The following is a 17,281-nucleotide window of genomic DNA, read 5'->3' as shown; positions in this document are numbered from 1 at the left end:
GCGATCTGGTCGGTCGTTGGACACACACGGTATAAGCGAACCGCCGCGACGGGAATGGCATCGGGCAAGAAATTTTCGCCTCATGGGCGAGAACCTCGTTCCGGTGTCCGGGTTTCGACCGTTGACACTGGGTTATTTCACGACATCGGAACCGGTGCCGTCGGCTGCTCCCCGGAGGGCTTCGGTGTCCTCTTCGGACCGGTCACGTTCCGTACCCGCCTCTCGGACGCCATCACGCTGCGTGAAGGAATCCAGCAGGGTGCGAGCGGCCAGGGTGGGCGTGGTCTCCCCCGAGCGCACCCCCGCCTCCATGCCCGGGATGAGATCCGACACTTCCCGGTCGCGCAGGAAGGTGTCCATCAACTGATCCCGAACCTGGTCCCACATCCAACTGACGCCCTGGGCGCTGCGACGCTCGGCCAGGGCACCGTCGCTCTCCAGCACGGACCGGTGTTCGAGCACGGTCTCCCACACCCGGTCCAGCCCCTCGCCGGTCAGGCCGCTACAGGTCAGCACGGGCGGACGCCACTCCGGGTGGACGGGCTGGAGCAGCCGCAGGGCCCTGGAGAGCTCCCGGGCGGCCTTGCGGGCGTCGTCGGCGTGCGGCCCGTCGGCCTTGTTCACCGCCACGACGTCCACCAGTTCCAGGACGCCCTTCTTGATGCCCTGGAGCTGGTCACCGGTGCGCGCCAGGGTGAGGAAGAGGAAGCAGTCCACCATCGCCGCGACGGTGACCTCGGACTGCCCGACACCCACCGTCTCGACCAGGACCACGTCGAACCCGGCCGCCTCCATCAGCAGCATGGTCTCCCGGGTCGCCCGGGCCACCCCGCCGAGGGTTCCGGCCGTGGGCGAGGGACGGATGAACGCGTTCGGGTCGACCGACAGCTCGGACATCCGGGTCTTGTCGCCGAGGATGCTGCCACCGGTCCGGGTGGACGAGGGGTCCACGGCCAGCACGGCCACCCGATGCCCGTTCGAGGTCAACCGGCCGCCGAGCGCGTCGATGAAGGTCGACTTGCCCACCCCGGGCACCCCGGTGATTCCCACCCGATGCGCCTTACCGGTGTGCGGCAGCAACCGCACCAGCAGCTCCTGGGCGGAGCGCGCGTGGTCACGACGGCGCGATTCCACCAGGGTGATCGCCCGGGCCAGGGTCGGCCGGTGTCCGGCCAGGACCCCCTCGGCCAGGGCGTCCACGTCCACCGAACGACTCCTGCGCGCCGTCACGGTCACTCCCCTTCCAGGTCCGTTCCCAGACGTTGTTCGAGTTCGTCGAGCAGGTCGATGGCGGCTTCGGCGATCACCGTGCCCGGCGGGAAGATCGCCGACGCTCCCGCCTCGCGCAGCTCCTCGAAGTCACCCGGGGGGATGACCCCGCCGACCACGATCATGATGTCCGAGCGGTCGAGCGCCGCCAGTTCCTCGCGCAGCGCCGGAACCAGGGTCAGGTGCCCCGCCGCGAGGGAGGACACCCCGACCACGTGCACGTCGGCCTCCACGGCCTGGGCGGCGACCTCACCCGGGGTCTGGAACAGCGGGCCCACGTCGACGTCGAAGCCGAGGTCGGCGAAGGCGGTCGCGATGACCTTCTGACCACGGTCGTGACCGTCCTGGCCCATCTTCGCCACCAGGATGCGGGGACGACGCCCCTCCTCCTCGGCGAACTCGTCGACGCGCGCCGTCACCCGGTCCATCAGCCCGGCCGCGTCGGTGCTGCCGGCCGCCTCGTCCTTGTACACACCCTGGATGGTACGGATCTGACCGGAGTGCCGGTTGAAGACCCTCTCCATCGCGTCGGAGATCTCCCCCACGGTGGCCTTGGCGCGGGCGGCGTTCACCGCCGCGGCCAAGAGGTTGTCGGTGAGGTTCTCGTCCGCCTTGGACTCGCGTCCGGCGGCCTCGGTCAGCGCGTCCAGCGCGGCGCGCACCTCGTCGTCGTCGCGTTCCGCGCGCAGGCGGCGCAGCTTCTCCAGCTGTTCGGCGCGCACGCGGGTGTTGTCGACCTTGAGCACCTCGATCTCGTCGGCGGTGTCGGGCCGGTACTTGTTGACGCCGATCACCGGCTGACGGCCCGAGTCGATACGCGCCTGGGTGCGCGCGGCCGCTTCCTCGATGCGCATCTTGGGCAGGCCGGCGTCGATCGCGGCGGCCATTCCACCGGCCTTCTCGACCTCTTCGATGTGCGCCCAGGCCTTGGTCGCGAGCTGGTGGGTCAGGCTCTCCACGTAGTAGCTGCCGCCCCAGGGGTCGACCACCCGGGTGGTTCCGGACTCCTGCTGCAGCAACAGCTGGGTGTTGCGGGCGATGCGCGCGGAGAAGTCGGTGGGCAGGGCCAGCGCCTCGTCCAGGGCGTTGGTGTGCAGTGACTGGGTGTGTCCCTGGGTCGCGGCCATCGCCTCCACACAGGTGCGGGCCACGTTGTTGAACACGTCCTGCGCGGTGAGCGACCAGCCCGAGGTCTGCGAGTGGGTGCGCAGGCTCAACGACTTGTCCTTGGTCCCGCCGAGGTCCTTGACCAGACGCGCCCACAGCAGGCGGGCGGCGCGCAGCTTGGCCACCTCCATGAAGAAGTTCATGCCGATCGCCCAGAAGAACGACAGCCGCGGCGCGAACGCGTCCACGTCCATACCGGAGCGCTGACCGGCACGGATGTACTCCACCCCGTCGGCGAGCGTGTAGGCCAGCTCCAGGTCGGCCGTGGCCCCGGCCTCCTGCATGTGGTAGCCGGAGATCGAGATGGAGTTGAACCGCGGCATGCGCTGGGAGCTGTAGGCGAAGATGTCGGAGATGATCCGCATCGACGGCGTCGGCGGGTAGATGTAGGTGTTGCGGACCATGAACTCCTTGAGGATGTCGTTCTGGATGGTCCCCGACAGCTTCTCGGGTGGCACACCCTGTTCCTCGGCGGCGACGATGTACAGCGCCAGGATGGGCAGCACCGCACCGTTCATGGTCATGGAGACGCTCATCTTGTCCAACGGGATGCCGTCGAACAGTTGGCGCATGTCGTAGATGGAGTCGATGGCCACACCGGCCATGCCGACGTCGCCGGCGACCCGGGGGTGGTCGGAGTCGTAACCGCGGTGGGTGGCCAGGTCGAAGGCGACCGACAGGCCCTTCTGTCCGGCGGCGAGGTTGCGCCGGTAGAAGGCGTTGGACTCCTGGGCGGTGGAGAACCCGGCGTACTGGCGGATGGTCCACGGCTGGTTGACGTACATGGTCGGGTAGGGACCGCGCAGGTACGGCGGGACGCCCGGCAGTCCATCGACGAAGTCCAGGCCGGCCCGGTCGGCGGGGGTGTAGAGCGGTTTGACCCCGATTCCCTCGGGGGTCTCCCATTCCAGGGCGTCGGCGGCCTTACCGGTCGCCTCCTCCAGGGTCCGTCGCCAGTCGGCGCCGCCCTGGGACCCCTGCCCGGTGAAGGCCGGTGGCTCCGGTGCGATGTCGGAGAAGTCGGGGATCATGAGCTCGCCCCCTGGGCGTCGGTGGTGCTGACGGGCGGATCGGTGATGAGGACGTCCACCAGGTCGGAGAGCAGGGCGACCGCGTCACAGCCCTTGTGGGCGAACACGTCCACCCCCGCCTCACGGTAGGCGTCGCGCGGTGCCCCGGCGAGCAGGACCCGACGGGCACCGGCTCCCTTCAGGGCACGTGCCAGCGCTTCGGCGTGCTCGGCGTACATCTTGTCGGAGGAGCAGATGACCACGACCCGGTGGCCGGAGGCGGCGAAGGCCTCCGCCGCGGAGCGCGGGTCCTCCAGCGGCCCCGGCGAGTCGGTGGTGATCCCACCGGCGGCGAGCAGGTTGGTGGCGAAGGACGCGCGGGCGGTGTGCACCGCCACCGGACCCAGCGTGGCCAGGAACGCGGTGGGGCGGTGGCCGGTCTCGGTCTCCTGGGCGTCGCAACGGTCGCGCAGTGCCTCGTAGTCCTGCCCGTAGCGGCGTACCGGGAAGCCGTCGGCGGACGGTTCGATCCGACCGGGGTCGACCTCGCGCACCAGCGGCGTCTCGTCCAGGTTCGGGAACTCGCTCAGCCCGGTCAGCGGTGCGGCACGGGTGGCCAGGTCCTGTCGGCGGCGCTCCCACACCTTGTCGACGGCGGCACGCAGCCCACCGTGGGCGATGGCCTCCGCGACACCGCCGGACCGCTCCAGCTCCTGGAAGAAACCCCATCCGGCGCGGTACAGGTCCCCGGTGAGGGACTCCACGTAGAAGGAGCCGCCGGCGGGGTCGATGACCCGCGCCAGGTGCGATTCCTCGATGAGCAGCGACTGGGTGTTGCGGGCGATGCGCCGGGCGAAGTCGTCGGGCAGCCCGAGGGCGGAGTCGAAGGGCGCGACGGTGACGGTGTCGGCGCCGCCCACCCCGGCGGCGAAGCAGGCGATCGTGGTCCGCAGCATGTTGACGTGCGGGTCGCGACGGGTGAGCATCGCGTCCGAGGTGGTGGCGTGCAGACGCATGGCGCGCCGGTCGGCCGGCAGCCCGGAGACCTCCAGCACCTGGTTCCACATGGCGCGGACCGCTCGGAGCTTGGCGATCACCGAGAACTGATCGGCGTTGGCGGCCAGTCGGAACTCGATCCGCCCGGCGGCGTCGGCCACGTCCAGGCCGGCCTCGACGAGGGCGCGCAGGTAGGCGGTGCCGGCGGCGATGGCCGCGCCGATCTCCTGGGAGTCGGACCCGCCCGCGTTGTGCACCAGGGTGCCGTCGGCGATGAACAGTCCGAGGTGCGGGTGGTGGGCGGCCCGTTCGGCGGCGAACCGTGCGGCGTCGGCCACCTCGGGGCGCTCGCCGGCCAGGGCGGCCGTGGTGAGCGGGTCCAGGCCCAGGTGGGAGATGACCCGACCGTCGGGGACGTCGGCGTCGATGTGCGCCGCCAGCAGGGCCCGGGCCGCGTCGAAGGCCTCGGGGCCGGGTGCCCGCAGCACCACCGGAGCCAGGTCGAGGTAGACGTCGGCGAGGGCCTCGCCCAGTCGGGAGACCGGGAGACCGTCACCGCCCACGCCGATCCACAGCGATGCGACGCCGTTCATCAGGTCGTTGTGGATACGCCTGCGCAGCTCGGCCGGGTCCGCGTCGTCGTGGCGCGCGCGGATGTCCCATCCGCCGGGCACGCCACCACCGGGGCGGTACCCGCGGGTGAACGGCGCCAGCCCGGGGTAACCGGGATCGGGCGCCGGCGGTGTGGAGGTGTAGAGGGGATCGATGTCGAACCCGTCGAGGGTGTGCGTGGCGAGCACCGATTCGGGCGTCCGCTCCAGGCGGTCCTCGGCGACACCGCTCTTGCGCAGCACCCCGGCGACGAGTTCGCGCCACCGCTCATGTGTGGCCGCCGGGAAACCCTCGGCCAGGTCGAGGGCCTCGGCGGACCCGCTCTCTGGAACGTCCATACTCCGAGATGGTAGAGAACACCGTTCGGTTTCGGTGATCCGGGGTGCGGTCCCCCGACGAACGTGGCGGGGTCGACGCCCCGGCCCGAGAGGAGGCGATCGGCCGGCCCTGCCGCCACAGCGGCACCTCGGGATCCATCACCTACTTCTTGTCGTTCTTCTTGTCATTGGCCCATTTCAGCCGGATCACGCCGACCAGGACGAGAAGCATCAGGCCGATTCTGAGGCCCGCGGACACGAGCGCGACGGTCGTCCACGAATCGTCGCCCTCCTCTTCCTTCTCCTCATGGTCCTGGAACGTCTCGGCGACCATCGTGTTGTACTCCTTCACGAAGTCGTCCCGTTGGAACAGGCGGATCGACTCCGACAGCAGCTCGGGGCGCGTCGGCTCCACCCCGCCCTCCTCAGCCTTCCAATCGGCCAGACGGATGCTCTCCTGGGCACCGTCTTCGGTCCCGGCCACACCGAATCCATGACCCATGTGGTAGACACCGTCGACCCCGGCCCGCGCGGCGATGAGCGCCGGCGCCTCTCCGGTCTCCTCGTCCACCTCGGCGAGCACGACGTAGACGGTCTGGGGCCCTCCCTCGACGTACGAGCGGATCTCATCGATCGTTTCGGCGCCCACGGCCTCGGCCATGTGGTCGTCGACGTACACGGGGTCCTCGCGCAGGGCCTCGGCGATCTCCGAGAGCTCGGTCGTCTCCCCTTCCACCGTCCGGGCCCAGGCGTTCGAGCCCCACGGCAACGCGGTGGAGAAGAGGCTCACGACGGCGAGCAGGGCCAAGGAGCGAGCTCCCATGGGCCTCACTCTCCCGTCTCGTACCGCGTCCACCCGGACAGCCGTCCGCGGGGTAGGGGGTGGACCTCTAACTCGCGTCCTCCGCGGGGGCGTCGGTCTCACCGTCGACGTCGGAGTCGGCCTCGGGGCCCGGGCCGTAGACGAACCGTTGTCGGCCCTGGACGAGGATGGCGTGCCCGGTCTCCGTGACGGCCTCCACGTAGGCGTCCAGGTCGTCGGCGACCACGTCCATGGTCTCGGCCTCCAGCACCAACTGGTTGTCGCCGTCCTCGTTGGAGCGGGTGTCCCCGTAGACGAACCCGGCGTGTGCGAAGGCGGGGGAGATCGCGCCCGCCTCGTCTTCCAGGCCCCAGCGGATCTCGCCCGCCACCAGGTCGACGGCGACCATGGGAGCGCCGCCGCTGGCCTGGGACAGCAGGAGGGTGGCGGTGTCGGAGTCGTAGAGCCCTCCGGGGGTACCGGCCTCCTCGAAGAGGGCGGAGACGGGGTTGGCCCCGGGCTCCCGAAGCGTCCACAGGACATCGCCGTCGTCGATGTCGTGCGCGGACAGCGTCGAGGGCGCCTCGGGCTGGGCCCAACGCAACAGCATGACGTCCTTGGTGGGCTCCTCCTCGGGAGCCTCCTCGTCGACGTCCTCCCCGTCGGTCTCCTCGTCCCCGGTCTCCCGGGCCTCGGGGTCCGGGACCTCGTACAGTCCGAGGACCTCCGGGACGCTCACGGGGGCGTTGGACAGACCGAGTTCCTCGTTCTCGGTGTCCAGCGACCAGACGTGTTCACCGGCCTCCTCAGGGGCGACCGAGTAGGCGTGCAGGCCCGATTCGGCGTCCTCTAGCAGGATCGTGTCATCCCAGGCGGAGACCGGAACGCCCAGCGGGTCGACCGGTTCCGCTTCGGTCTCCTCGTCCTCGGACTCACCAGGCTCCTCGGACTCCTCGTCGGACCCCTCGTCCTCTTCGTCGGGCTCGGGTTCGAGGGTGTAGGTCCACAGCTCTTCGCCGTCGACGTCCAGCACCGTGTAGTCGCCGTCGGGTTCCTCGGCGCTCCACTCACTCGGTCGGCGCACCGCCAGCCCGTCCAGGTAGCGGTCCTCCTCCTCGGCGGGCTCCCACAGGGTCTGTCCGCGGGCGTCCAGCACGAACGGTCGATCGTCGGTGTCGCTCAGGGCCAGGACCGGGTCGCCCTCGGTGTCGACGTCGAAACCCCGGAAACGCGCCTCGCCCTCCCAGAGGAGGTCACCGGTGGCGGCGTCGTGCAACAGGTGGCGGTCCTCGCCGCCGGAGCTGATGAGGAAGGCTCCGCCCACGGGGCTGATGCGCACTCCCATCGGGTCGTCGAGGATCTCGTGGACACCCGCGTCCTCGCCGTGCAGGTGGCGCAGGACCTCACCCTCGATTCCGGGCGGGGGTTCCCCCTCGAACTCGGTGGGGATGGGGGCGGTCTCCTGCTCGGCCGGTGACTCCGGGGGTTCCGGATCACCGGTACATCCCGCGACCATCAGCACCACGAGACCACAGGTCAGGGCCTGGGGCACGCGTGAGCTGCGCATTGACGGTCTCTCCCGATGAAACGATGATGATTACGGCAAATCCTAAGCCGCGAAGCGGTCAAGTGGATACACGGAGCCCACCACTCGTTACCTGTACGTGAGCACCGAACGTTCAGGCGTCCGAGTCGGGTTCCACCTCGATCACGGTGGTCCCCTGGACCTCGAACTCGGCGCGGCCCCCGGTCAGTTCGGCCAGACGCAGCTCGAACGCGGGAAGCTCGTCCTCTGGAAGGGCCACCTCGATACGGACCCGCTCCTCGTAGGCGACGTCGCGAACGTTGAGCGAAGAGTCGCGCAGGTCACTCTCCAACCGCCCACCCAGGACGTAGTCGGCGTGGACGTCCACCACCAGCAGCGACCGGCGCTCCAGCAGACCGAACTCCTCCACCGCCGCCGACACGGAGTTGCCGTAGGCCCTGATCAGGCCGCCGGCACCGAGCTTGGTGCCACCGAAGTAGCGGGTGACGACCGCGACGGTGTCGGTGATTCGCCGGTGGCGCAGCACTTCGAGCATGGGCACCCCGGCGGTCCCGGCGGGTTCGCCGTCGTCGCTGGAACGCTGGACCCCACCGTCCTCACCGAGCACGTAGGCGGTGCAGTTGTGGTTGGCGTTCCAGTGCTCCTTGCGACGTTCGGCGATGAACGCGCGCGCGGCCTCCTCGCCGTCCACCCTGGCCATGGCGCAGATGAACCGGGACTTCTTGATCTCGATCTCGTGTTCGCCGCCGCGTCTGATCGTTCGCATGTCGCCTGTTCAGCAGAGGTCGTGGGTTCGACGCACAGTCTGCCGGCTTTCGGGACGATCCCGACGCTCAGAGATCTTCGTCGTTGGAAGGGCGGTGACAACGGTGCCCCACCGTGCGCATGGCCGCGCTCGCGGCGTTCGACCCGGACCTGACCGCGCCCCTCGGACTGGTACGGTCCCTTCGCCGGAGTATGCCGGGACGAGCTTGGAACCCCCACAGGGCGACGGACCCGACTCGACGCGTTCATTCTCCGCGAGCGCTTCGTTCCTCCGGGCACATCAGAATTTCCGCACTCGCTGTTATCAGGTACACACATTGGGTAACGTTGCGGACATCAAGCGACTATCACCCGGGAGTCCCGACATGCGCACCACCTCACCCGCCGTGGGCCTGGCACTGACCGCCTTCCTCGTCGCCGGGTGCGCCCAGGGAGCGCCCACGACCAACGACGGTTCCGCTTCCGGCGCGGGCCCCTCGGCCCAACCCACCGCCGAGCCCAGCGTGACGGCGTCGATCTTCCTTCCCCCGAGTGAGAGCACCGGCGCGGTCACCTACGACGAGACCGCCGTGCCCGAAGGCGCCACCGCCGACGTCCAGGTACGTGTCCAGGACGGGGCCACGTACGTACAGTTCACCGGAACCGGGCTGGAGGCCGACCGGGACTTCGGCGCCCACGTGCACACCAAGCCCTGTGGCGAGGACCCCGCCGACGCCGGACCGCACTACCAGGACGAGGTCGACCCGGCCGCGACGGAGGACGAGCCCTCCGCCGACCCGGCCTACGCCAACCCGGAGAACGAGGTGTGGCTGGACATGACCACCGACTCCAGTGGCAACGCCTACGTCACCACCACGGTCGACTGGGAGTTCCGCGAGGGGGAGGCCAACTCCCTGGTCCTGCACGACGAGCACACCGCGACCCACGAGGGCCACGCAGGCACGGCGGGCGACCGCCTGGCCTGCGTGACCGTGGAGTTCTGAGCCCCTAGTCGGGGATGAGCCGACGCAGGACGAGCTTCTCGCCCAGCGCCCACGCGGTGGAGGCGCACAGGTACAGTCCCGCGGCCAACGGCACGAACACCGCGACGAGCACGGTGAAGAACTGCAGGTAGGACAGGGCCCCGAGCATCGGCGGCTGAGTGGGGCCCGCCTGCATGGTCGGCAACATGACGTACCGACGGCTGGCCCAGGCCACGGCGGCCAGCACGACCAGCATCACGACGAATACCGGGGCGAAGGAACCGCCGGCCAGGGTGGCACCCAGTTCGACCCCCGCGAAGGTGCGCCGCAACAGCTCTTCCGTACCGGGTGCGACCCCGATGAACAGCCCGTACAGGGCGATCATGATCGGAACCTGAGCGAGCCCCGGGAGACAGCCGGCCATCGGCCCGGTCCCCGCCTCGGAGTAGACCTTGCGCTGTTCGGCGATCAGCCTTTCGGGGTTCTTGCCATGGCGTTCGGTGATCGCCGCCAGACGCGGGGCGAGGCGGGCACGCTGCTTCTCCGCGCGCACCTGCGCCACCCCCAGGGGCAGGAGCAGCACGCGCACGGCCACGGTCAGCGCGATCACCGCCAGACCGGCGGCGAAGGCCCCGGAGAACGGGGCGAGCAGGTCGGTCAGTACGGCGAGGGTCGCCGAGAGCACGTCGATGAGAGCCGCGATCGGCCCGAAGGTGTACAAGGTGGAAGGCCCTTCGTCCAGGTGGAGAGTTCGGACGTGGGCCGCTCGTCGTGGATCGGGGTGCGCACGAGGCCGCGCCGGACACGGGAGGGGACGCGTGTCAGAGCGCGGGGCGGGACATGGTCACCGCGAGGCGCACGAATCTAGAGAGCGGCCGGAAGGGCCTGTCCTGGCGCTCGGGGGCGTGGTCGACCCGCGGCGTCGGGATCGCGGAGGGTGAGGACGGGCAGTCGGGCGGAACGCCGCCGCATCGCGCGACCGGCGCCGGTGGCGCTGTCGCCGACCGGCCACGGGGCCGTTCCGTGCAGGACCATCCAGGTCAGGGCCGTGCCGACGGCCACCGCCACCAGCACGAGGGCCGGTCCCTGGGTCCCGAGACCGAGGAGCTCGGTGGGAAGGACGCCGAGGAGGAGGAAGTCGAACAGGGGAAGCAGGTAGTGCACCCGGCCCCCTTCGATCTCGGTCACCGCAGCCACCGACCGCGATCACATCCGGCCACCATCATACGGACAAAGTCGCCGCTCGGCCAAGGGAGAAATTCCGCCGACACTCCGCCGACGTTCCACTCCGATCACGCGAACCTGTAGCTAAATGACACAGAGTAACCATCTCCGCCGTGTCTTTCCGGGCTCGCGCGAGCCTTCCGAAGAGGGGAACCCCGTGCCGATCCGCCCTGCGAACCTTGCCACCATGTCCGCGACCATCGCTGGAGCCATCTCGGGCATGTCCGACAAGGATCGGACCACCCCGGTCCGGGTCACCTTCGAGTCGGGACACGAACAGAACGTGGAGAACGGCGGTTGCCGAGTGCTGGAGACCGGCCAGGGCGGTGTCGTGGAGATCGAGGGGGACTCACGCTTCGCGTTGTTCGCCGGAACCAGCTGTCAGGGCAGCCGCACCCTGGCCTCCGGTCACGGCAGCGTCCGCTTCGGCACCCCGGTCCTGGCCGGCGCCATCGTCATCGGCTGACCCCGGCCCCCGGTCACTGGTGGACATCGCGACGGTGACCGACCTTTGACATCGACGTTGGCGATGGCGATCATCGGCGATTCCTACGTACTGAGCGGCCGGGGAGGCGATCGGTGCGTCGACCGTCCCGGACGGTGAACTCGCCGGAGAGCAGCACGTGTTCGATACCCACCGGGGTGCGGCGGGGGTCGTCGTAGGTGGCGCGGGCGGCGACGGTGTCGGGATCGAAGACGACGAGGTCGGCGTGGGACCCCAACTGAATGGTGCCGCGGTCGGCCAGGCCCAGGCGTTGCGCCGGCCGGGAGGTCAGGTGCCGCACGCATTCCTCCAGGCTGAGCAGGCCCAGTTCGCGAACGTAGTGGCCCAGGTAGTGGGGGAAGGTGCCCCAACCACGCGGGTGCGGCCGGTCACCGACGAGGATGCCGTCACTGCCGGCGGTGTGCGCGCTGTGCCGCATGATGGTGCGGATGTTCTCCTCGTTGCCGACCTGGAGCAGACAGCCGCTGCGGAGTTCGTCGGCGACCAACAGGTCGACGTACAGACGTCCCGGTTCCTCGCCCCTACGTGCCGCCAGGTCGGCGATGGAGTGCCCGACCGCCCAGGACAGGCCCGGGTCGGCGGTGCCGGTGACGACGAGGGTCCCCCAGTCCATGGGGACGCCGTGGTTGCCGTCGGTGCCCTTGGTCTCCACCTCCCGCAGGATCCGGCCACGGGTGTCCGGATCGCTCAACCGGTCGAGGGTGGCGGTGGTGCCACCCTCCTGCGCCCAGCTCGGCAACGGAGCGGCCAGGTAGGTGGCGCTGGCCCGGTAGGGGTAGCTGTCGAGGGTGACGTCGAGTCCGAAGCGGACGGTGGCCTCGTCGATGGCGTCCAGGACCTCGCGGGCCCGCCCTCGGTTGCGGGGGAAGTTGACGTGGCAGTGGGCCAGGTGGAGCGGGACGTGCGCGCGGCGGGCCACGTCCAGGCATTCCTGGTAGGACTCCACGACCCGAGAACCGTAGTTGCGGTGGTGGGGGCAGTAGTAGCCGCCGGCCTCTCGGACCGGCCCGAGGAGGGCGACGATCTCGTCGTCGGTCGCGTACATGCCCGGGGTGTAGGTCAGTCCGGTGGAGAGTCCGTGCGCTCCGTCTGCCATGCCCTGGGCCACCATGGCGCGCATCCGGTCGAGTTCGGCGTCGGTGGGCGGACGGTCCTCGTTGCCCAGGACCGCCATTCGGACGTTGCCGTGGGGGACGAGGTAGGCGGCGTTGGTGGGGGCCCCACGGTCGACGCGGTCCAGGTACTCGCCCACGCTCCGCCACGTGTGGTCCAGGTCGGGGGTTCCGTTCCAGGCGGAGATCTGCTCGCGAATCGGTTCGACCGTGTCGTCGGTGACGGGGGCGTAGCCGAGTCCGTCCTGGCCGAGCACTTCGAGGGTGACGCCTTGGCGGACCTTGGCCTCGTGGGCCGGGTCCGCGAGCAGGGCGAGGTCGGAGTGGGCGTGCATGTCGACGAAGCCCGGTGCGACGACGAGGCCGCTCACGTCGAGGGTCTCACCGGCGGATCGGGCGGATCCGGGCGAGACTATGTGGCTGATGCGGCCGTCGCGTAGGACGAGGTCGGCCAGGCGGGAGGGGCCGCCCGAGCCGTCGACGACCCGTCCCCCACTGAGTACGGTCTCGGGCTGCACTGTTCCTCCGTTCGGGTCACCGTCGCCCGGCGCGCCGAAGCGCGGGTGTCGGTGTGGCCCAAGATACGCTTACGGGCAAATAATTGGTAACTTTGTTGCCAATAAAAGTGCCCGTGGCCCGCCCTGAGTCCGCACGAGCAGCGGCGCGCGCATGTGCACGCGACCCTCCGACCGAAGGAGACCCCATGTCCAAGCAGGCGGTCCAGACCGACCGGGCCCCCGTCCCCGCCGGTGCCTACAGCCAGGGCGTCGTCGCGGGCGGATTCCTGTTCACCGCCGGGTTCGGCCCCCAGGACCCCCGGACGGGGCGCGTCGCGCCGACCGTGGGCGAACAGACCGCCCAGGTCCTGGCCAACGTCGCCGCCGTCCTGGCCGAACACGGGCTGACCTTGGACGACGTCGTCAAGGCCACCGTCCACCTGGAGAACCTCAGGGCGGACTTCCCCGAGTTCAACGCCGTCTACGCGGAACACTTCACCGCCCCCTACCCCGTGCGGACGACCGTGGGCTCCGACCTCGCGAACATCCTCGTCGAGATCGACGTCGTCGCCAAGCTCAAGGACTGAGGTCGGGCCGCCCCGGAAGGCCCCGGGGCGGCCGACCCGCCCTTCGCGGTACCTACCCCGAACGGCGGGCCCTGACCACGAGGTCGTGGACGGTGTAGGTGACGTCGTCGATCGTCTGTCGCCCCGGGCGGGACTCGTCGACGAGCACCCGCCACTCCCCCTCGGTGAGCGCCGTGGTCACCGCCTCGCCCTCGTAGAACAGTTCCGGCATGGGCGGCCGAGGCACCCCGGTCTTCAGGTCGCTCGGGTGATGCGCGACGACCAACAGCTCGCCACCGGGCGCCACCACCGCGGTCAGGTCGGCGAACAGGCGCGCCCGGGGGTTGGGGAACAAGTGCATGAACTGGGCCGTGACCAGGTCGAAGGGCGGTCCCGGCGGAGACCAGCGGGTCACGTCGGCCTTCAGCCACGTGACTCGTTCGGAGATCTCCGCGCCCCGCTCCCGCGCGTGGGCCTCAGCGCGGTCCAGTGCCACGGACGAGATGTCGACCGCGGTGACCCGCCACCCCCGCTCGGCCAGCCACAGGGCGTCGGCCCCCTCCCCACTGCCCACGTCCAAGGCGCGTCCGGGTTCGAGTCCGGCGACCTCCGCCACCAGATGACGGTTGGGCTCACCGCTCCAGATCCGGTCCTTGGACCGGTAACGCTCGTTCCAGAAGTCCTCGCCCATCTCTTGGGGCGCGGCTCCGTGCTCCTGGGTCATTGATCGACCACCTCCGACCACACTCTCGTCGTCCGCGATCCGCGTGGCCACTTCCCTTGCCGGTACGGCAACGGACGTTCACCCCGGCCGGCACGAGCACGGGAGCTCTAGGGATCGTCCGGGTCCGGGGTTCCGAGGTCCTCCAGGCACAACTCCAACATGGCCTGGATCCGCGCGGTGAGCCGCGTGCGGTCCTGCCCACGCAGTGCCTCACCACCTTCGATGCGTCGGACCCGTCCCAGGCCCAGCCACACGGCGGCGATCAGGGAGGCGTGCACCTCGGCGTTCTCCCGCCCCAGGTACTCGACGAGTGGTTCGATGAACGCGCTCTTGAGTCTCCCCTGGTAGACGGCCTGCAAGTCCGGATCCCCGGCCGAGTGGTCCAAGGCCCGCTGTAGTGTGCTCCCCTCCCCGTGCAACCGCCCCACCGCGTGCTCGGCGAGTCGACGAGGTAGTTCCTCGACCGGGCCGTCGGTGATGAGGCGGGGAAAGACGCCGTCCTCGCGCAGGATCTCGGTGAGCAGCCCGGCCTTGGAACCGAAGTACCGGTTGATCAGCGCGACGTTCACCCCGGCGTGCGAGGCGATCATCCGAGAGGAGACCGAACCGAACCCTTCCTGTGCGAAGAGCTCCTTGGCGCTGGTGAGGATGCGTTCCCTGGTCACCTCACGGCGGCGCGTGGGGACGGTGGCACCGCTTCCGGTCGCGTCCGGACGCTCCATCTGCACCCCTTGGGGCCTCGATCCGACTTTCAGGATTCCAGGGTCCCACCTCCGTGGACCCAGCGCATACCGGCGGCGTTCGAGTGACGCCGACTTGACAGGTCAACAGCGTTTACCTATACCTGAATCCGGATGCCGCCCCCCGGTTGTCGTGCCGTGGGGCTTTCGTGCGTCCGGAACGGGGAACCCATGGAACAGTCGCCGCGCGGAATGTCGAAGACCCGAGAACCCGTCCCGAAGGCGAAAATCCCCGAGGATCCCGCGGCGGCACCGACGTCCGGCCCCGCTCCCGAGACCCCCGACTACCCGCCACGGCCCGTCGTGCGCCGGATCATGGTCGGTCTCGTGCTGGCGATGCTCACCTCGATGCTCACCAACTCGATCATCGGGACCGCGTTGCCCACCATCATGGGCGAACTCGGCGGACAGGACCGGCTGGCCTGGGTGGCCACGGCGGCGCTGCTCACCATGACCGCCTCCACACCGGTCTGGGGCAAGCTCTCCGACCTGTGGGGACGCAAACTCCTCTTCCAGATCGCCCTCGGCGTCTTCATCGTGGCCTCACTCGCCGCCGGGTTCGCCCAGGACATCAACTGGCTCATCGCCGCGCGCGCCCTCCAAGGACTGGGGGTCGGGGGGCTCGCCACCCTGCCCAACATCATCCTGGGCGATGTCGTCTCCCCGCGTGAGCGTGGCCGCTACAGCGGTCTGATCGGCATGGTCTTCGGTGTGTCCACCGTGCTGGGCCCGCTGGTCGGCGGCTTCCTCGTGGACAGCCCCCTGGGGTGGCGTTGGTGCTTCCTCATCACCGTTCCACTCGCCGTGGTGGCCTTCACCGTCGTCCAGTTCATGTTCCGGATGCCGTTCGCCCCGCGCCGTGACGCGCCGGTGGACCGGCTCGGGGCCGCACTGATCTTCTGTGCTGCCAGCACGGTGATCGTCCTGCTCAGCCTGGGTGGGACCCAGTTCCCGTGGAACTCGCCGACCGCCTACGTCATGGGAGCGGGCGCGGTACTGCTGACCCTCACCGCGGTCCTGGTCGAACGTCGCGCCGCCGAACCCATCATCCCGACCCGCCTGTTCCGGGACCGCACGTTCGTACTGGCCTCCGCGGGCTCGGTGACCGTCGGCATGATGATGTTCGGGCTCATCATCTACATGCCGCAGTACCTGCAGATGGTGCACGGCATGAGCCCCACGGTCTCCGGACTGATGACGCTGCCACTCGTGGGTTCCTTCCTCACCACTTCGATCGGCTCCGGGTACGCCATCAGCGGTACCGGCCGCTGGAAGGTCTACCCGGTGGTGGGCATGGTGCTGTGCGTCATCGGTTTCACCGTGCTGAGCCTGGCGCAGATCGTCCCCGGGCTGACCACGATCGTCGTCGGGCAGATGTGCGTGGGCCTGGGCTTCGGACTCAACATGCAGATCCTGTTGTTGGCCACGCAGAGCGCCCTGCCGCTCCGTGACATGGCCTCCGGGACCGCCTCGGTGACCTTCTTCCGGAACCTGGGCGGCGCCATGGGCGTGGCCGCCTTCGGGGCGGTGATGGTCGGTCGACTCAACGGTGAGCTGGCCGCCGCGGCCACCGCGGCCAGGGAGGCGATGGTCGCCGACCGGGTCGAGGACGTCGACTCGGGCGCGGAGGAGCTGTCGATCGGCCTGGAACAGGCCGCCGAGTCCGCCCAAGGGTCGCCCGAGTTGGTGCACTCGCTGCCCGAACCCGTCCGTGAGGTGATCGTGGGCGCCTTCGACCACGCGATGCAGGGTGTGTTCGTCGCCGGGATCCCCATCGCCGTGATCGGGCTGGTCTCGGTGTCCTTCATGAAGGGGGTGCCGTTGCGCGGCGGAGGTCCCGAGCGGCGCCAAGGCTGACCCGGGTCATCCCATGACCGGGTCGTCCACACACCCCGGGTTCAGAGGTAACGGCGGAAACCCTCGGCCGAGTCGTCGAAGCCCAGGTTCCGGTAGAAGTGGTGCGCGCCCTGCCGGCTCTCGTGGGAGAGCAGTTCGACCTTGTAGCAACCCGCGCGGGTGGCCCGGTCCAGGGCGTCCTCCATGAGGGCCCTGCCGATGCCCTGGAAGCGGGTCTCGGGGTCGACGACGAGGTTGTCGACCACCGCCCACGGCTGGGCGTCGTGGGTCAGGTTGGCCACGACCATCAGGTCGAGGGTCCCGATGATCTGGCCGCGGCGTTCGGCCACCAGCACGGTGCGATCGGGGTCGGTCTCCATCCGGGTCCAGGCCCGGACCGCGGCGGAGGACATACGAACGTGCGCACTCCGCGTATGGGTGGTGTCCCCGAGTTCACGCAAGAGGCGCAGGATCGCACCGAGGTCGGACCGAATGGCCGCACGAATCATCATGGCTTTCGGCATCGTAGCCGACAGCCTGCTACAAGGCGGACGACACCCTACAACCAGTCACAAAACGCCGAGGGCGGGACGACCGTCCCGCCCTCGTCCCGCCACCTGGCGGAGTGCTT

16 protein-coding genes are annotated in these 17,281 nt (G+C 69.7%); 4 read left to right on the top strand and 12 right to left on the bottom strand.

Going from position 1 to position 17,281, the window contains the following annotated elements; translation table 11 throughout:
* Positions 1-132 precede the first annotated feature (132 nt).
* From meaB to ACWGSK_RS06995, 6 genes are all read right to left on the bottom strand, one after another.
* Entirely contained in the window at positions 133-1,236 is a 1,104-nt protein-coding gene (gene meaB / locus ACWGSK_RS07020; RefSeq protein ID WP_452455418.1) for a methylmalonyl Co-A mutase-associated GTPase MeaB, read from the bottom strand.
* Entirely contained in the window at positions 1,233-3,467 is a 2,235-nt protein-coding gene (scpA, locus tag ACWGSK_RS07015) for a methylmalonyl-CoA mutase (RefSeq protein ID WP_452455417.1), read from the bottom strand. Before scpA ends, meaB begins: the two co-directional genes overlap by 4 nt.
* Positions 3,464-5,392, bottom strand: coding sequence for a methylmalonyl-CoA mutase family protein (locus ACWGSK_RS07010; protein ID WP_452455416.1), 1,929 nt, complete (start codon positions 5,390-5,392; stop codon positions 3,464-3,466). Before ACWGSK_RS07010 ends, scpA begins: the two co-directional genes overlap by 4 nt.
* 142 nt (positions 5,393-5,534) lie before the next feature.
* Entirely contained in the window at positions 5,535-6,194 is a 660-nt protein-coding gene (locus ACWGSK_RS07005) for a hypothetical protein (protein ID WP_452455415.1), read from the bottom strand.
* Positions 6,195-6,261: 67 nt separating this feature from the next.
* On the bottom strand, positions 6,262-7,740 hold the full coding sequence (locus ACWGSK_RS07000; protein ID WP_452455414.1) for an outer membrane protein assembly factor BamB family protein: 1,479 nt from the start codon (positions 7,738-7,740) through the stop codon (positions 6,262-6,264).
* A 112-nt stretch (positions 7,741-7,852) separates the two neighbouring features.
* Positions 7,853-8,485: a YigZ family protein gene (locus ACWGSK_RS06995; protein WP_452455413.1), complete on the bottom strand. Its 633-nt coding sequence runs from the start codon at positions 8,483-8,485 to the stop codon at positions 7,853-7,855.
* A gap of 364 nt (positions 8,486-8,849) precedes the next feature.
* Between ACWGSK_RS06995 and ACWGSK_RS06990 the strand changes: the two genes are divergently transcribed.
* A complete protein-coding gene (locus ACWGSK_RS06990; RefSeq protein ID WP_358503784.1) occupies positions 8,850-9,467 on the top strand; it encodes a superoxide dismutase family protein in 618 nt (205 codons plus the stop codon).
* 4 nt (positions 9,468-9,471) lie between these two features.
* On the opposite strand, the gene ACWGSK_RS06985 is transcribed toward ACWGSK_RS06990, so the two are convergent.
* The gene (locus tag ACWGSK_RS06985; protein WP_452455412.1) at positions 9,472-10,167 is read right to left on the bottom strand and encodes a YidC/Oxa1 family membrane protein insertase; all 696 of its coding nucleotides are present in this window, start codon (positions 10,165-10,167) and stop codon (positions 9,472-9,474) included.
* Positions 10,168-10,310: 143 nt separating this feature from the next.
* A complete protein-coding gene (locus ACWGSK_RS06980) occupies positions 10,311-10,610 on the bottom strand; it encodes a DUF6412 domain-containing protein (protein WP_358504071.1) in 300 nt (99 codons plus the stop codon).
* Between the two features lie 217 nt (positions 10,611-10,827).
* On the opposite strand from ACWGSK_RS06980, the gene ACWGSK_RS06975 reads away from it, so the two are divergent.
* Positions 10,828-11,136 carry a hypothetical protein gene (locus tag ACWGSK_RS06975; RefSeq protein WP_358503789.1) on the top strand — a complete coding sequence of 103 codons (309 nt, stop codon included), beginning with the start codon at positions 10,828-10,830 and terminating at the stop codon, positions 11,134-11,136.
* A gap of 70 nt (positions 11,137-11,206) precedes the next feature.
* On the opposite strand, the gene ACWGSK_RS06970 is transcribed toward ACWGSK_RS06975, so the two are convergent.
* Positions 11,207-12,805, bottom strand: coding sequence for an N-acyl-D-amino-acid deacylase family protein (locus tag ACWGSK_RS06970; protein ID WP_452455411.1), 1,599 nt, complete (start codon positions 12,803-12,805; stop codon positions 11,207-11,209).
* A gap of 185 nt (positions 12,806-12,990) precedes the next feature.
* On the opposite strand from ACWGSK_RS06970, the gene ACWGSK_RS06965 reads away from it, so the two are divergent.
* The gene (locus ACWGSK_RS06965) at positions 12,991-13,371 is read left to right on the top strand and encodes a RidA family protein (RefSeq protein ID WP_452455410.1); all 381 of its coding nucleotides are present in this window, start codon (positions 12,991-12,993) and stop codon (positions 13,369-13,371) included.
* A gap of 52 nt (positions 13,372-13,423) precedes the next feature.
* Here ACWGSK_RS06965 and ACWGSK_RS06960 read toward each other — a convergent pair whose 3' ends face one another.
* Entirely contained in the window at positions 13,424-14,074 is a 651-nt protein-coding gene (locus ACWGSK_RS06960) for a class I SAM-dependent methyltransferase (RefSeq protein ID WP_452455409.1), read from the bottom strand.
* 107 nt (positions 14,075-14,181) lie between these two features.
* Positions 14,182-14,796: a TetR family transcriptional regulator gene (locus tag ACWGSK_RS06955; RefSeq protein WP_452455408.1), complete on the bottom strand. Its 615-nt coding sequence runs from the start codon at positions 14,794-14,796 to the stop codon at positions 14,182-14,184.
* A 189-nt stretch (positions 14,797-14,985) separates the two neighbouring features.
* On the opposite strand from ACWGSK_RS06955, the gene ACWGSK_RS06950 reads away from it, so the two are divergent.
* Positions 14,986-16,671 (top strand): MDR family MFS transporter, encoded by a 1,686-nt coding sequence (locus tag ACWGSK_RS06950; RefSeq protein ID WP_452455407.1) that lies wholly within the window; start codon positions 14,986-14,988, stop codon positions 16,669-16,671.
* 41 nt (positions 16,672-16,712) lie between these two features.
* Here the strand turns inward: ACWGSK_RS06950 and ACWGSK_RS06945 are convergent, their stop codons facing one another.
* Positions 16,713-17,162 (bottom strand): GNAT family N-acetyltransferase, encoded by a 450-nt coding sequence (locus ACWGSK_RS06945; protein ID WP_358503812.1) that lies wholly within the window; start codon positions 17,160-17,162, stop codon positions 16,713-16,715.
* Positions 17,163-17,281: the final 119 nt, after the last annotated feature.

Source organism: Nocardiopsis sp. NPDC055551 (genome assembly GCF_053619415.1).
This window is presented reverse-complemented; position numbering and strand designations above follow the sequence as displayed.